Raw genomic sequence first — 14,323 nt, forward strand, 5'->3', positions numbered from 1 at the left:
CGAGCGCCATCCCGGATCACTTGGTTCAATATGAGGTAGCCCGGCATACGTGGCGGAGGAGAACCGAGGAGCGCCGCAGCTACTTGAGGGCGCCGATTTCCGGCTCCTCCACACCGACCGATCACCGGGAACTTGCTCTGCCGAAGGCTTTTGAGAGGCCGGTGGTGCTGAATCAAGGGACAGGAAAAGGAGGTCAAGATCTGACGAAGCTCCCTTGCATGGCTCGGGGTGAAGATGTTGAGTGGTTGGCCCGAGGAGAATTCTCATGAGCTATCGAATCGATCCACCGGCACCAACTGCTGCCGAGGTCCGCCGAATCGCCCTCGAACAGTTGGACCGCGCCCGGGCTGAACTCGGAGAACCGGAACTCGACCGTCACGAAGCCGTCCATCAGGTCCGCAAGCGCTGCAAGAAACTGCGCGCTCTGCTGCGGCTGTGCCGCGGGGCGATCGGCAAGGACTACCGCCGCGAAAACGTGCGCTACCGGGACGCTGCCCGCCCGCTCTCCGGGCTGCGCGACGCCGAAGCGCTGATCGAGGCCTACGACCGGCTGATGGATCGCTACGAGGGTCCGCTCGAGCGACAGGATTTCGCTCCGGTGCGCCGACAGCTGACGCTGCAGAAGCAGCACCGGGCCGAAGTGGAAACCGACCTGGACGCGAGGTTGGAGACCTTTGCCAGCGAGATCGAAGCGGGAAGGGAACGGCTCGACAAGTGGACCCGCAGGATCGATGGACTCGGTGATTGTCTCAGCGGCTTTCGGAAGAACTACCGGCGCGGTCGGAAGGCGATGAAGGCCGCCCTTTCCCAGCCGTCCACCGAGCGGTTCCATGAATGGCGGAAGCGCACGAAGTATCTCGGCTTCCACCTGAAGCTGCTGGAGAAGGTATGGAAGCCGGTCATGCGAGCCCACCGCAAGGAGGCGGAACACCTCGCCGATCTCCTGGGGCGTGAGCACGATTTCGCGGTTTTCCAGGCGCACCTCGAGAAGGAGTTCGCGGACTACGGCAATCGCGAGGTCATGACGATCCTGTCCGGACTGATCCACGAGCGACGAGAGGAACTTCGCCGGAAGGCGGCACTTTGCGGTCGCCGGCTGTTCGCCGAGAAGCCGGACGAGATCACGGGTCGGTTGCAGCGTCTGTTAGATACCTGAAAAGGATTCTTGCCAGAAATCCCGTGCATCCCGGGAGCATGCATCTATCATGCTGGTTCCTGCGACCATTCGGGTCTCGCCGGAAATTCACAAATCATCATGCTACGCTGGGTCGTCATTTTTCTCGTCATCGCACTGATCGCCGCCGCCTTCGGATTCAGCGGGATCGCCGCCGGAGCGGCGGAGATCGCAAAGATCATCTTCTTCATCTTCCTCGTCCTGTTCGTGGTCTCGCTGATCATGAACCTCGTGAAGAAGCGTTGATCCCCCACCCCCGAAACCTGAATTCGAAGATCATGAAAACGAAACTCCGGAACGTTCTTCTCCTCCTACCCTTCCTCGTCTTCGCCTCCTGTGAGGACAAGTCGCCGGCCGAAGAGGCCGCCGACGACATCGAAGATGCCACCGAGGAGGTTGGCGACGCGGTCGAGGAGGCCACGGACTAATCCAACAGCATTCGTTCATGGCCCGCTTCCGCAACGAGTCCGACAGCCTGGGTTCGGTCGAGGTTCCGGCCGACCGATATTGGGGTGCGCAGACGCAGCGATCGCTGGGAAACTTTCCCATCGGCGGCGAGCGCATGCCGGTCGAGGTCGTTCACGCGCTCGCCCTGATCAAGGAGGCCGCAGCCGAGACCAACCGCGACCTTGGCCTGCTCGATGCCGAAAAGGCGGGCGCCATCTCGGAGGCGGCCCGCGAGGTCCGCGACGGGCGGTGGGACGATCACTTTCCGCTGGTCGTCTGGCAGACCGGATCGGGAACGCAGTCCAACATGAACGTGAACGAGGTGATCGCCAACCGGGCGATCGAGATCCTTGGTGGCGAGCTCGGGAGCAAGAATCCGGTGCATCCGAACGACCACGTCAACCTGTCGCAATCCTCGAACGACACCTTTCCGAGTGCGATGCACATGGCGGCGGTGTCGGAACTCAACAAGCGGTTTCTGCCGAAACTGCAGGGCCTGCATGCCGCCCTCGTGCGCAAGGTGAGGGCGTTCGAAGGGGTGGTGAAAACCGGCCGCACGCATTTCCAGGATGCGACGCCGATCACCCTCGGGCAGGAGTTCAGCGGCTACGCCCGACAGGTGGAACTCGGGATCGATCGCGTGCGCGCGGCGCTTCCCGGATTGCTCGAACTGGCCCAGGGCGGCACAGCGGTCGGCACCGGGCTGAATACGGTCGAGGGCTTCGCGGAACGAATCGTCTCTCGGATCGCCGGACTCACCGGAGAACCGTTCGTTGCCGCCGGAAACCGCTTCGAGGCGTTGGCCGCCCACGATGCGGTCGTCGCCATGTCCGGCGTGTTGCGCGGCGTGGCAGCCTCGCTTTTCAAGATCGCCAATGACATCCGGATGCTCGGTTCCGGCCCGCGGTGCGGCATCGGCGAACTGATCCTGCCGGCCAACGAGCCCGGCTCCTCGATCATGCCCGGCAAGGTCAACCCGACCCAGTGCGAGGCGCTGACCCAGGTCGCGGTGGAGGTGATGGGCATCGACGCCGCCATCGGCATCGCCGGCAGCCAGGGGCAGTTCGAGTTGAACACCTACAAGCCGATGATGATCCACGGCCTGCTGCGCCAGATGCGTCTGCTCGGCGATGCGGCGGAAAGTTTCGCGCTGCGCTGCGTCGACGGGATCGGGGCCGACGAAGAACGGATCGGGGATCTGCTGGAGAGAAGCCTGATGCAGGTGACGGCACTCGTCCCGCAGATCGGCTACGACCGCGCGGCGGCCATCGCGAAGGCCGCACATGCCAACGGCACGACCCTGCGCGAGGAGGCGTTGGCCTCCGGCGAAGTGGATGCGGAGACCTTCGACCGGCTGATGGATGCCCGAGCGATGACCGGTCCGAAACCTCGGGCCTAGCCCGAATGGCCCTCCCCAAAGCGCACAACTTCCGGCCGATCCCGGAGCGACGCTCGATCACCCGTGTTCTGGGGCGGCCTAACAGACGAAGGACATGGCACCGGGCCGTCACCGAATCGAGAACCCAGGGGTCGTGGCCTCATTCCAGCAAGCGGCTCTGGAAGACTTCGTAGATCCATTTGCGCGGCCCGGCAAACACACAGGTGATGACGCGCCGGCCATCGATCACTTGATATTCGAAAACCACCCGATGAGATCCGACGCGCAGGCGGTAAAACCCTTCCAGGTCGTCGGTGAGCGGCTTGATGTCGCCTTTTTCCTGCGCCAGGTCCCTGATCGCAAGACGCAGTGCATGGCGCGGCTCCGGGGCCAGCCTTCGGAGATAATCCACCACTTCCTCCTGAACCCGGACGGTGATCACGGTTCGTCGAGTGCGGAAACATCGTGATACACCGCCGTGCCTTCGCGATGTTTGCGGATCGCGGACATCGCCTTGGGATCGGCCAGGAGTTCCATGGTTTCACCAATGGCCTCCATGCGTTCGATCGATACGAGGACGGCCACCGCCCGCCCCTGCTTGGTAATGGTCACCGGATGGTCCGCAGCCTCCGCCACCAGAGCGGAAAGCTTCTGCTGCGCGGTCTTGATGGTGTAGGTGTCGGCCATGGCAACAAAGTATCCCCTTTTCCGAAAAAACGGAAGACTTGTTATCGCCAAGAACCAGCGTTTTACCCCATGCGCTTCCGGCCTGACTCGAAACGGTGTCTGAACCACACGTTTTCCACCACTGCTTGCTGATCAGGGATCACTCGGCGCTGCTCTTCAGTCCCGCAGGGACGCCGGCAAGTCGCCACGGGTTCACCCCGCGGGAATCCCATCCCGAAATCCGCTCCGTCCCTGCCGACTTGAGAACGCCACCAACCGTTGATTTTTCGATGTTTCCAACGGATTCGGATTCTGTTTGCCTGACACCTTATATGACACCTTATACCTGTCCTTCCCGGCTGCGTGACGGTCGCAACGAAAGAGATCACCCGCACGCCGTCGGACGACGAAACGCTGAAGGATTCAGCCATCGCCCGTCCCTTGCACCCTCCTCTCGGCGACATGGAGGCTGTCAAACGCATGGGGCGTGTTGATTTGAACGAGAACTCGTCACTCTTCGCTCCTGCCTATTCAAACTGAATCCGGACCCCGTTGGCATTCTTGGCTGCGGCGCCACCGATTATCTCAGCGGATTCACCACCTCCAGGAACTCGAATTTGCGAAAGTCGGTGTCGGCGGTGTAGATGCGCCCAACTCCATGCTGGCGAAGAAGGGTCGCGATGTGGGCGTCGGGCACGAGATTGCCACGCACGGCCGCAGCGTTGGCCACCGTCGCATAGTCCTCGGCGAAGCCATCTTCTTCTCCGATCACCCGTGTTCTGGGGAGCGCCAGTAGTCGGCAAATATTGCGCCAGGCCGTTGTGGGATCGAGGGGGTTCTCAAAGATCGCCGGATGCGTCGCGATCCGCTGGTACGCCATCAGTGCCGGCCAGGTCAGACACAGCAGGTCGGGATCCCCGGCGCGTGAAATAACGAATTCCTTCGCCGCCGCATGCTGCGGTGAAGACGTGTTGCTGGCATACAGCAGGATGTTCGCATCGATCGAGTAGCTCATGACTCACCCATCGCTCGATACACCGCGTCCTTGTCGGCCAGGTCCACCTTGGCCCCCATGGAAGCCGTTTCCCACTCAAAGGGCTCGACCGGCTTCCCGCCGGAAAGCTCGCGGCTCAGGGCATCGGCCAGCAGTCGCGATGCAATCTGGCCCAAGGAGCGCTTCTCTTTCCGGCGCAGCTCCTTCAGCGCATCCAGCACCGGCTTTTCGAGATCGAGCGTGGTCCTCATGCATCATGATGTAGAATATTCCACATCAGATGTCAAAAGCCCGCTTTCCAGCCTCTCCATTTCCTGCCTCTCCCATTGATTCTCCGGCATCAACCCGCTACGAAGCGCGCCGGGAAGACAAGCCGCCTTTTTGAAAGCCACCGCCCGGCGAGCTTGGCACTTGGAACTTATTACCTGGAACTTCGGTGCGCTACCACTCGACCAACAACCCGTCCCACCGCGTCGATCTCAAGGAGGCGATCCTGCGCTCGCTGCCGCCGGACAACGGGCTCTACATGCCCGACGAACTGCCGGTGCTCGGCGAGGACTTCTGGCGGCTCTGGCGCGACCTGAGTTTCCAGGAGATCGGCTACGCGGTGGCGGAAGCCTTCTTTGGCGAGGATGTTCCCGAGGACGCGCTGGTGGAGATCGTCGATGGCACCCTCGAGTTCGACGCCCCCCTCGTTTCACTCGCGGAGAAGGACCATATCCTCGAGCTGTTCCACGGACCCACGCTCGCCTTCAAGGATTTCGGCGCGCGCTTCATGGCGCGGCTGATGGGCTGGCTGACCCGCGGCGAGGACCGCGAACTGACCGTGCTCGTCGCCACCTCGGGCGACACCGGCGGCGCGGTCGCCTCGGCCTTCCACCATGTCGAGGGCACCCGCGTCCTGATCCTGTATCCCAAGGGCAAGGTCTCCGGATTGCAGGAGAAGCAGCTCACCACCCTCGGAGGCAACATCCACGCGCTGGAGGTCGACGGCTCCTTCGACGACTGCCAGCGGCTGGTGAAGTCCGCCTTCCTCGACCGCGAGCTCTCGGAGCGCCTCAACCTCACCTCCGCCAACTCGATCAACCTGGCCCGACTCGTCCCGCAGAGTTTCTACTACATCCATAGTGCCCGCCGGGTGGACGAAACACCCGCCTTCGTCGTGCCCTCGGGAAACTTTGGCAACCTCACCGCGGGCCTGATGGCGATGCGCCTGGGCCTGCCGGTCGCGGGCTTCGTCGCGGCGACCAACATCAACGATGTCGTCCCGGAGTACCTCGACAGAGGCGACTACCGTCCGCGCCCCAGCGCCGCCACCATCTCCAACGCGATGGACGTCGGGGCACCGTCGAACTTCGCCCGCATGCAGGCGATCTTCGGCCAGTCCTGGGAGCAGATGAAGGCGACGATTTCCGGCCTCGCCTGCGACGACGCCAGCACCCGCGCGGCCATCCGCGAGGTCTGGGACACGCATCGCTACGCCATCGACCCGCACGGCGCGGTCGGCTGGCTGGCCGCGCGTCAGTGGCGGGAGTCGCACCCGGATGTCCCGACCATCACCCTCGAGACCGCCCACCCGGCGAAGTTTCTCGACGTCATGGAGCAGGAACTGGGCGCGAATACCGTCGAGATCCCCGACCGTCTCGCCATCCTCGCCGACCGCGAGAAGGTCGCCACCCCGATGGCCGCCGAAGAGGACGAGTTCAAGTCCTGGCTTGAGTCGCGCTAAGACCCGCACTCTTTCCGACGTATCAACCTTCCCCTGCCCGCCGAAGCCTCCGGCGGAAGAGGGTGTCGATCCACACATCCTGAGGCCGTATCCCCATGACCACGCCCGCTCTCGCCTTCGCACTCCTGGCATCGCTCCTCTCCGTCGCCCTTGCGGCAGACAGCCCGAAGCGCCCCAACATCCTCATCATCTACGTCGACGACCTGGCCCGTGGCGACGTCGGCGCCTTCGGCTGTCCCGACCCAGGCACCGAGAACATCGACCGCCTCGCCGACCAGGGCATGCGGCTGCTCAACGCCTACACCCACAACGCCCCGTGCAGCCCGAGCCGCACCGCACTGATGATGGGTGCCTACACCCAGCGCTGGGGCAAGTACGGCCTGTCCCGCGGCGTGCCGATCCCCGACGACAAGCCGACGCTCGCCGAAACGCTTCGCGACGCGGGCTACCACACCGGCTTCATCGGCTTTGAGAAATGGGACATCGGCCGCTGGGACCAGGGCGCGCTTGATCGCGGCTTTGTCGAGGCGGCGAAGCAGACTCCGCGCAGAAAGCATGAAGACGGCGGCGAGAGCGGCTCGTGGTATGTCGGCGTCGACGGCTCCTACCTCACCGAGAGCGAAGGCGACTACGCCATCGATTTCATCTCCCGCCACGGCAGGACCGAGCAGCCCTTCTTTCTCTACTACGTGCCGCTCGCAGTCCACACGCCGCTGCACGAGGTGCCCGAGAAGTATCTCAGGCAGCTCTACCCCGACCACGAGGGAAAATGGGAGCCACGCCAGTATCTTCGCGGCACCCTGCTCGCCCTCGACATCCAGATCGGGCGCATCCTCGACCAGCTCGACGAGATGGGCATCGCCGATGAAACCCTGGTCATCTTCGGCAGCGACAATGGCGGCGACCCGGCTGCCCAGCACCGGCCCGATCCCTACCGTGGCGGCAAGCGCGGCGTGAACCGCTCGAACCTGCAATGGGAGGGCAACTACCGCATGCCCACCATCGTGTCGTGGCCCGGCACGCTGCCCGCCGGAAAGAGCTACGCCGGCATGACCAGCACCATCGACTTCTACGCCACCGCCGCCGCCGTCGCGGAAACCCCGCTACCGAAGCACTGTGAAGGCGTCAACCTCCTGCCATTGCTGCTAAAAAAACAGCAGCCCGACCCCGACCGCATCCTCTTCTGGAACACGCATGGTTCGGAAATCGCGCGCTGGAAGCAGTGGCGGATCGTCAATTTCCGCGACGGCGGATGGCGGCTCTACGACATCGAGGCCGACCCCGGCGAGACGACCGATCTCGCGAAAGAAAAGCCGGAGATCCTCAAGGAGATCCGCGCCCGCTACGACGCCTGGCTGGCGGAAATGGCCGACCCGGTGAACCCGGTCCGCCCGCCGGACGAGGTCTATCCCCACTCCGCCTTCGGCCGCCATGCCCGGCGCCCCTTCGGCACCGGATGGATCACCGTCGACGAGTGGGACAAGATCAAGGACGACCCGACCCAGTGGGGCGAGTCCTTCGCCCGCGAGCGGATGCTGAAGGAGATGGGCAAGTAGCCCGAATGGCACTTCCTTCGGAGTGTCGCCGAGGAAGGACTACCCGGAGGAATGGACGTCTAAGGGTCTGAAGGTCCAAGGTCAAAAGTCCCTTTGCTCAGGCGTTTTGCGAGGCCGGAGCGGGAGGATTGCTCGGACTTTCGACTTTCAGACCTTTGACTTTCAGACCCAGGCCGCTGCCTGAAGAAGCGCCATTCCAACTCGCCGGACAATCACCAAGTGACGCCTTGACCACCTCCCGGCCCACGACTTGGCTCCGCCATGGCGGAAAATCCCTACGAGTCGGACAAGCTCGTCTCTGAATATCTTCTCTTCCACTACGGCAGCGCCGACGAGATCCTGCCGCCCGACGCCCCGGCCGGCATGGCCGAGGCTCTCGACTTTGCGGTGCGCACACCCGCCCACGCCACCACCGGCGGGCGTGCCCTCGACCTCGGATGCGCCGTCGGCCGCTCGGCCTACGAAATGTCGCGAACCTGCGACGAGGTGACCGGCATCGACTTCTCCCACGCCTTTGTCCGTGCCGCCGCCGCCCTGGCCCAAGGCCCCCTGCCCTACTCGCGCCTCGACGAGGCCCACCGGAGCACCCCCCTCGAGGCGAAGCTGCCGCAGGGCGTGCACGCGGAACGGGTGCACTTCGAGCAGGGTGACGCGATGAACCTCCGGCCAGATCTCGGTGCCTTCGACCTCGTTCACGCCGCCAACCTGCTGTGCCGGCTGCCCGAACCCGAGCGACTTCTGCGCCGGCTGCCGGAGCTGGTCGTTTCCGGTGGCGAACTGATCCTTGCCACGCCCTGCACCTGGCTCGGGGAGTTCACCCCGCCGGAGAACTGGCCCGAGGGGCCGACGCTCGACTGGCTGCAAGGCCACCTCGGCGGGGAATTCGAGCTTCTTTCCTCCACCGACGAACCCTTCCTGATCCGCGAAACCGCCCGCAAGTTCCAATGGACGAGTTCCCAGCTCAGCCACTGGAGGCGGCGCTGACGAGATCGAAAATGAACAACTTCACCGACCACCGACGTTTGACGACCATGCGACTCCTGCTCCTTCCCCTCCTCGCTTCCGTGGCGACCGCCGCCCCGGAGATCATCAACGACGTCGCCCTGCGCGCGAAGTTCCAGAACACCCTCGGCAAACTGGCCGAAGCCGGGGAACATCCGACCGCCCAGTCATTTGCCGACAGCATCGACGAACTTCCGGCGACCTCCACGCTTCCCGCCGACGCGAAACTCGCGACCTCCGCTCCGGAGCATCCGGCGGATTCCGTCCACCTGATCAGTTCGGTTTACAAGTGCGGACGCTGCGACCACTGGCACCTCGCGGGGGTCGCCACCGCCTGGGCGCTGACCCACGACGGCTTGATGGTGACCAACCAGCACGTCTTGGCGAAAGCCCGGGGTCAAGTGATGGGCGTCTGCGACCGGCATGGAAACGTCCACCCGATCCTCGAGGTGATCGCCGCCGACGAGGCCTCGGACGTCGCCCTATTCCGGGTCGAGGCCACGGATCTGGTGCCCCTCCAACTCGGACCCCCCGCCGGAATCGGAGCCGAAGTCGAGGTGATCAGCCACCCCCATGGACGCTTCTTCATGCACACCTTCGGCCGCGTCTCGCGCTACTCGGAAACGCCGCAACGCGAAGACCGGCCCTCCGTCGTCCGCATGTCGATCACCGCCGACTATGCCAAGGGATCATCCGGCGGGCCGGTGCTCGATTCCGAGAATCGCGTCGTCGGGATGGTCTGCAACACGCAGTCGATCTACTACGAATCCAACAACGGCCAGCCCAAGGGACCGCTGCAGATGGTCGTGAAGAACTGCGTGCCGGCCGACGCGATCCGGACCCTGCTCGGCGGCGGGTGATACCATCGAGGCCAAAGCTGGTGGCAGTGGAGGTCTCCCGGTGGCACACTGAACGCTGCCCGGGGAGAACCGGGGGTTGAAGCAACGCCCCGGAAACAGCGGATGCCGTTGGCAGGTGTTTTGCAGCCAACCCCTTCGACGATCAAACCTCGAACCAAAAGATGTAGACGGTCAGGGTGCCGTCTTCGTTGTCCACGAAGCCGACGTCCATGAACTCATCGTTCCGCACCTCGACACTGCCCCCGGTGAGCGTCTTCGTCTGCACATCCCACCAACGGGGGCTGCTCCCGGCCCCGCGGAGCTGACAACCGGGTTCGTTGAGCTCGGACACATCCACCAGCGAGGTGTCGAAGACCTCGTCGAGCCCCTTCGCCTCGACGGTGAACCGGCACCACATGATTCCATCCATGCCGGGCGAGTAGCGGAGTTGCTCGTCCCGCACTTCGAGGCCGCTGCGGAGGCCCATCATCTCCCGGTGCGAATCAAAGTCGGCGAGCCCCCGGTGGATCAGGAAGCCGACTCCGAGGGCCACTGCGGCGAGGAACCCGAACGTGATGAGGGCGGCTTTGAGGCACCCGGACCGGGCGTTGCGTCGCGGATGGGAAGATTGGGACGTGTCCGTCATGGCGGGACGGTGGCTTCCGGGAGATGAACGGCCTTCGGTCACAGCATGAAAACCTCGTGAATTCCGGCGGGCTTTCCTCGCCACCTCCCCGGCACCATCCGGATGTCGGCGAAACAACTCGACTCCGTGGTGACCCAGCCGGGCTCGGTGTTACATCGAGGATGTGCTTGGCGATTTTGGCGTCTTGGCGGTGAATCCCATTTCGTCAGGTTGTTGTATCAAGCTTCATCCGCCGCCGCTTCTCGCCGGACACTCCCGGGGGTTTGTCCGGTCGCTTTCTTGAAGGCGCGGGAGAAGCTCGACTCGCTTTCATAGCCGAGCCGCTCCGCGATCTCGGCCTGGGTCTGGTCGGTATCGCGCAACCAGTTGCGGGCGACCTCGAAGCGCCATTGCCGCAGGTAGCTCATCGGGGTATCGCCGACCAGGTCGGCGAATCGGGCCGCAAGGCCAGAGCGGGAAATGCCCACGGCTTCGGCCAGGGATTCCACCGTCCAGGCCTCGGTGGGATCGCGATGGATCAAGGCAAGCGCGCGTCCGACCTGCGGATCCTGCAAGGCGCCGAGCCAGCCGGTTTGCGCGTTCGGATCGGTCTGCAACCAGTGGCGGATCGCCTGCACGACGAGGATGTCGGAGAAGCGGGTGATCACCGCATCGCCGCCGGGACCCAGACTGCGGGCCTCCTGCATCATGATCTGCACGGATGCCCGAAGCCATTCATTGCCGGGCGTGGCCGCCGTCATCGGGATGAGCTTCGGCAAAAGGCCGACCATCCGCCGGGCGGCCGGATCCTTCACCGACGCGACCCCGCAGATCAGGCCGGCCGGGTCGCCCCCGTTGTCGATTTCCAGCAGCTCATAGCGCGGGCTGAGCAGGGGGCGGTCGTAGTCGTAGAGGTGGATCGCCGGAGTTTCCGGGGCATCGACGATCGCATGCCCGCGGCCTTGGGGGAGCAGCGCGAAGTCACCGGCTTCCATCCGGTATCGCTCGCCGCTTCCGAAAGTGATCCACGCCGATCCTTCGGTCACGATGTGAAACATCAGGCTGCCCGGCATCGGCGGCAGTTCGATGCCCCACGGCGCGCGAAGTTCGGATCGACAGAAGAAGGCGCCGCTGAGTCGCAGCGCATGCAGGGCTTCCCCCAGGGGATCGACGGACCGGAAGGCCTCCTCGGGCGAGTTTGCCGTGGGCTGGTCCGACATCTCGAAAGAATGTCCCCTCTGGACGAATGGTCAATTCTCTTGGACCCGCTGCCATAGCGGAGCGGAGGGCGAGGGATCAGGCTATGGCCGATGAAAACAAACACCATCTGCCAACTCCGTCCGAACAGCGCCACCACTCCTTTCCTTGTGATTGGGGGCAGCGGAAAAACCGGCCGACGCGTGATCGATCGCCTCCAGGCCCTCGGGCACGAAGCCCGCAGCGCCTCCCGCTCGAGCAGCCCGAGCTTTGATTGGAACGACGATCCCAATTGGAGCGAGGTCCTTGAGGGCGTCGAGTCGCTCTATGTCACCTACCACCCCGATCTCTCCGTTCCTGGGGCCTCGGATCACATTCGCGCCCTGCTGGCCGTCGCCAGGACGCAGGGCGTGAAGCGAATCGTGCTTCTCTCCGGGCGGGGCGAGGAAGAGGCGGAGTTGTGCGAGCGCCTGGTGCTCGACTCGGGCATTCAGGCGACCATTGTCCGTTGCGGCTGGTTCAACCAGAACTTCTCCGAGTCCTTCTTCCGCGACCTGCTCATGAGCGGCAGCCTTGCCGTTCCCAATGCCCACGTGGGCGAGGGGTATGTGGATGCGGATGACATTGCCGACGTCGTCACCGCCGCGCTCACCGGCGAGGGTCATGCCGGGGAGATCTACCAGTTGACCGGACCCGAGCTGCTGACCTTCCGCGACATCGCCGCGATGTTCCGGGAGGTGACCGGTCGCGAGCTCGAGGTGATCGATGTTTCGCGGGAGGACTTCGTCGCCGGACTCAAGGCGGCCCGGTTGCCGGAAGGCATGGTTCAGCTGGTCGATTACCTCTTCAACGAGGTGCTCGACGGACGGAACGCCAGTCTCGGCGACGGGGTGCAGCGAGCCCTCGGTCGCCCGCCCCGCGACTTCCGCAGCTTCCTGCAGAAGGCGCACCTGTCCGGTGCCTTTGCCTGAACGGAATCCAAGGGCGGCCGGGTCTGGTCGCCCTCGTCCTCATCCTTCTTCTTCAAGCCTCCTTCGCCATGACCATGGAACTCCTTTTCCACATCCTGCTCGTTTTCGCCACGATCACCACTACGCTGGTCGCCGGTCTTCTCTTCACCTTCGCGCTCCTCGTCATGCCCGGGCTCGGGCGCTTGGACGACCGGGCCTTCCTTCGAGGCTTTCAGGAAATCGACCGCATCATCCAGAACGGGCATCCTCTTTTCGTCCTCGTCTGGCTGGGGTCGGTGGTCAGCGTGGTGGCCGCAGCGGTCATGGGATTCGGCCAGCTCGACGGGCCGGCACGTGGGCTGCTGGTCGCCGCAGCCGGGCTCTACCTTCTCGGCGTGCAACTCCCCACGATGGTCGGCAACGTCCCCCTCAACAACCGGCTGCAGAAGCTTGAGCTCGAATCCATGAGCCAACCCGAACTCAACGAAGCCCGCCAGGCCTTCGAGCCCGCGTGGAACCGTCTCAATGCCTTCCGCACCGTGGTTTGCATCGTGGCCGTGGTGCTGCTGGGATGCGTGGGATGGGGAGGCTGATCCAGTGCGAGCCCTTGAGTGTAAGGCCCGCCGTCTTGGCCGCCGCTTGCCGCAAGTGGATTCGCGTAAAAGGCGTGTCCTGTGATCTTATGGGGAAAGCTAGCGACACCCTCCAGCGGCGGTCAATGCTCGGAAAACGGGACCCCTTCGATTGAGATTCCTTCCCGTCGTCCCCCCGACCCAGCCGCTGCGCACCGAATGCCACGCCCGGAGGGCGATCACGCGGCATTTGTGGCGGAGCAAACGCCACTTTGCATGGCGCGAGCGGAGCGAGGGCAAATTTCTCCATGACTCCGCGCAGGTTCCAGAATACGGTTTTCGGCGTGAGCCTGGCGCAAATTCTTGAAGAACTACCGGCCTTCAGCGTGGCGGAACGGCAATTGCTCATTCGCCGGGCGATGGAGATCGATGAGCCCGCGTTGTCGCCGGACGACGAGACTCTGATTTCTTCCCGGCTTGACGAGCACCGCCGTGATCCATCGTCCGCGGTCTCGTTCGACGAGATGAAACGCTCGCTGCGCTCCCGGTTCCCGAAATGAGCTGGCGGCTCGAATTCAGGCCGGAGGTCGAAGACGATGTAGCCGACGTCGCCAAGTGGTATGAATCCCGCGAAGGCGGGCTCGGCGGAGGGTTTGTCGAAGAGATCATCCGCACGTGGGAATCCATCGCCGCGCAGCCGCTCATCGGTTCACGCCGCCATCCATCGCTCGACATTCGGTGGCGCTATCCCGAGCGCTTCCCCTATCGCGTCATCTACGGTGTCGATGAGAGCACCGAATCGATTCTCGTCATCGCCATCCTCCACGCCGCCCGCCACGACTCGGGCTGGCGAGAGAGAATCTGAAGCTCGCGCGTCGAGATCGACCTCAAGCCAGGAAAAGGCGCGACACAGCCGAATACCATCGCTCTCGGAGCGGCCCTCCGAAGAAGCGACATTGGGCTTGAGCACCAGCGAAACATCGAATCGGGGGACCCCAGCTACTGATTCCCCTTGGCGAATGGAGGAACCGGAAACTACTCGACGGCCTGCACGCGCAAGGCCCGCAGGGAAAACAAGCTGGCTTCGGCCGACTCGCGGATTGGCCGCGCGCCGTTCTTCCTCTTGGCCCCGAAACATTCCCTCCGTTTGGCGAACACCTCCTCCACGAACGCTTGCGATCCGATCGCCACCCC

Annotated in this window: 19 protein-coding genes; 13 read left to right on the forward strand and 6 right to left on the reverse strand. The window is 64.0% G+C overall.

The window, feature by feature from the left end; genetic code table 11:
• Positions 1-265: 265 nt before the first annotated feature.
• The 4 genes from ACG2LG_RS19670 to fumC all read left to right on the forward strand — a co-directional run bounded on the left by ACG2LG_RS19670 (position 266) and on the right by fumC (position 3,020).
• Complete coding sequence (locus tag ACG2LG_RS19670; protein ID WP_396261922.1) at positions 266-1,156, forward strand: CHAD domain-containing protein; 891 nt, start codon at positions 266-268, stop codon at positions 1,154-1,156.
• 99 nt (positions 1,157-1,255) lie between these two features.
• On the forward strand, positions 1,256-1,420 hold the full coding sequence (locus ACG2LG_RS19675) for a DUF1328 domain-containing protein (RefSeq protein WP_396261924.1): 165 nt from the start codon (positions 1,256-1,258) through the stop codon (positions 1,418-1,420).
• A gap of 32 nt (positions 1,421-1,452) precedes the next feature.
• The gene (locus tag ACG2LG_RS19680; RefSeq protein WP_396261926.1) at positions 1,453-1,602 is read left to right on the forward strand and encodes a hypothetical protein; all 150 of its coding nucleotides are present in this window, start codon (positions 1,453-1,455) and stop codon (positions 1,600-1,602) included.
• Positions 1,603-1,619: 17 nt separating this feature from the next.
• Positions 1,620-3,020, forward strand: coding sequence for a class II fumarate hydratase (gene fumC, locus ACG2LG_RS19685; RefSeq protein WP_396261928.1), 1,401 nt, complete (start codon positions 1,620-1,622; stop codon positions 3,018-3,020).
• A gap of 139 nt (positions 3,021-3,159) precedes the next feature.
• On the opposite strand, the gene ACG2LG_RS19690 is transcribed toward fumC, so the two are convergent.
• Positions 3,160-3,441 (reverse strand): type II toxin-antitoxin system RelE/ParE family toxin, encoded by a 282-nt coding sequence (locus ACG2LG_RS19690; RefSeq protein WP_396261930.1) that lies wholly within the window; start codon positions 3,439-3,441, stop codon positions 3,160-3,162.
• On the reverse strand, positions 3,438-3,686 hold the full coding sequence (locus ACG2LG_RS19695) for a type II toxin-antitoxin system Phd/YefM family antitoxin (protein WP_396261932.1): 249 nt from the start codon (positions 3,684-3,686) through the stop codon (positions 3,438-3,440). Before ACG2LG_RS19695 ends, ACG2LG_RS19690 begins: the two co-directional genes overlap by 4 nt.
• A gap of 342 nt (positions 3,687-4,028) precedes the next feature.
• Between ACG2LG_RS19695 and ACG2LG_RS19700 the strand changes: the two genes are divergently transcribed.
• Positions 4,029-4,205 carry a hypothetical protein gene (locus ACG2LG_RS19700; RefSeq protein WP_396261934.1) on the forward strand — a complete coding sequence of 59 codons (177 nt, stop codon included), beginning with the start codon at positions 4,029-4,031 and terminating at the stop codon, positions 4,203-4,205.
• Positions 4,206-4,245: 40 nt separating this feature from the next.
• Here ACG2LG_RS19700 and ACG2LG_RS19705 read toward each other — a convergent pair whose 3' ends face one another.
• The gene (locus ACG2LG_RS19705; RefSeq protein ID WP_396261935.1) at positions 4,246-4,680 is read right to left on the reverse strand and encodes a TA system VapC family ribonuclease toxin; all 435 of its coding nucleotides are present in this window, start codon (positions 4,678-4,680) and stop codon (positions 4,246-4,248) included.
• Positions 4,677-4,910, reverse strand: coding sequence for a hypothetical protein (locus ACG2LG_RS19710; protein ID WP_396261937.1), 234 nt, complete (start codon positions 4,908-4,910; stop codon positions 4,677-4,679). The genes ACG2LG_RS19705 and ACG2LG_RS19710 overlap by 4 nt, the downstream gene beginning before the upstream one ends.
• Before the next feature lie 185 nt (positions 4,911-5,095).
• Between ACG2LG_RS19710 and thrC the strand changes: the two genes are divergently transcribed.
• The 4 genes from thrC (at position 5,096) to ACG2LG_RS19730 (ending at position 9,806) form a co-directional block, all read left to right on the forward strand.
• The gene (thrC, locus tag ACG2LG_RS19715; RefSeq protein ID WP_396261939.1) at positions 5,096-6,388 is read left to right on the forward strand and encodes a threonine synthase; all 1,293 of its coding nucleotides are present in this window, start codon (positions 5,096-5,098) and stop codon (positions 6,386-6,388) included.
• A gap of 95 nt (positions 6,389-6,483) precedes the next feature.
• Entirely contained in the window at positions 6,484-7,944 is a 1,461-nt protein-coding gene (locus ACG2LG_RS19720) for a sulfatase (protein WP_396261941.1), read from the forward strand.
• 261 nt (positions 7,945-8,205) lie between these two features.
• Positions 8,206-8,928, forward strand: coding sequence for a putative 4-mercaptohistidine N1-methyltransferase (locus ACG2LG_RS19725; RefSeq protein WP_396261943.1), 723 nt, complete (start codon positions 8,206-8,208; stop codon positions 8,926-8,928).
• Positions 8,929-8,975: 47 nt separating this feature from the next.
• Positions 8,976-9,806 (forward strand): serine protease, encoded by an 831-nt coding sequence (locus tag ACG2LG_RS19730; RefSeq protein WP_396261945.1) that lies wholly within the window; start codon positions 8,976-8,978, stop codon positions 9,804-9,806.
• Between the two features lie 142 nt (positions 9,807-9,948).
• Here ACG2LG_RS19730 and ACG2LG_RS19735 read toward each other — a convergent pair whose 3' ends face one another.
• The gene (locus ACG2LG_RS19735; RefSeq protein ID WP_396261946.1) at positions 9,949-10,431 is read right to left on the reverse strand and encodes a hypothetical protein; all 483 of its coding nucleotides are present in this window, start codon (positions 10,429-10,431) and stop codon (positions 9,949-9,951) included.
• 218 nt (positions 10,432-10,649) lie between these two features.
• Positions 10,650-11,630, reverse strand: coding sequence for an AraC family transcriptional regulator (locus ACG2LG_RS19740; RefSeq protein ID WP_396261948.1), 981 nt, complete (start codon positions 11,628-11,630; stop codon positions 10,650-10,652).
• Positions 11,631-11,720: 90 nt separating this feature from the next.
• Between ACG2LG_RS19740 and ACG2LG_RS19745 the strand changes: the two genes are divergently transcribed.
• From ACG2LG_RS19745 to ACG2LG_RS19760, 4 genes are all read left to right on the forward strand, one after another.
• The gene (locus ACG2LG_RS19745) at positions 11,721-12,578 is read left to right on the forward strand and encodes an NmrA family NAD(P)-binding protein (protein ID WP_396261950.1); all 858 of its coding nucleotides are present in this window, start codon (positions 11,721-11,723) and stop codon (positions 12,576-12,578) included.
• A 68-nt stretch (positions 12,579-12,646) separates the two neighbouring features.
• Positions 12,647-13,150, forward strand: a complete 504-nt coding sequence (locus tag ACG2LG_RS19750) for a DUF1772 domain-containing protein (protein ID WP_396261952.1) — start codon at positions 12,647-12,649, stop codon at positions 13,148-13,150.
• Positions 13,151-13,437: 287 nt separating this feature from the next.
• On the forward strand, positions 13,438-13,689 hold the full coding sequence (locus tag ACG2LG_RS19755; protein WP_396261954.1) for a hypothetical protein: 252 nt from the start codon (positions 13,438-13,440) through the stop codon (positions 13,687-13,689).
• Positions 13,686-13,994 carry a type II toxin-antitoxin system RelE/ParE family toxin gene (locus ACG2LG_RS19760; RefSeq protein ID WP_396261956.1) on the forward strand — a complete coding sequence of 103 codons (309 nt, stop codon included), beginning with the start codon at positions 13,686-13,688 and terminating at the stop codon, positions 13,992-13,994. The genes ACG2LG_RS19755 and ACG2LG_RS19760 overlap by 4 nt, the downstream gene beginning before the upstream one ends.
• Positions 13,995-14,323: the final 329 nt, after the last annotated feature.

Source organism: Haloferula sp. A504 (assembly GCF_044385805.1).
Lineage (GTDB): Bacteria > Verrucomicrobiota > Verrucomicrobiia > Verrucomicrobiales > Akkermansiaceae > Haloferula.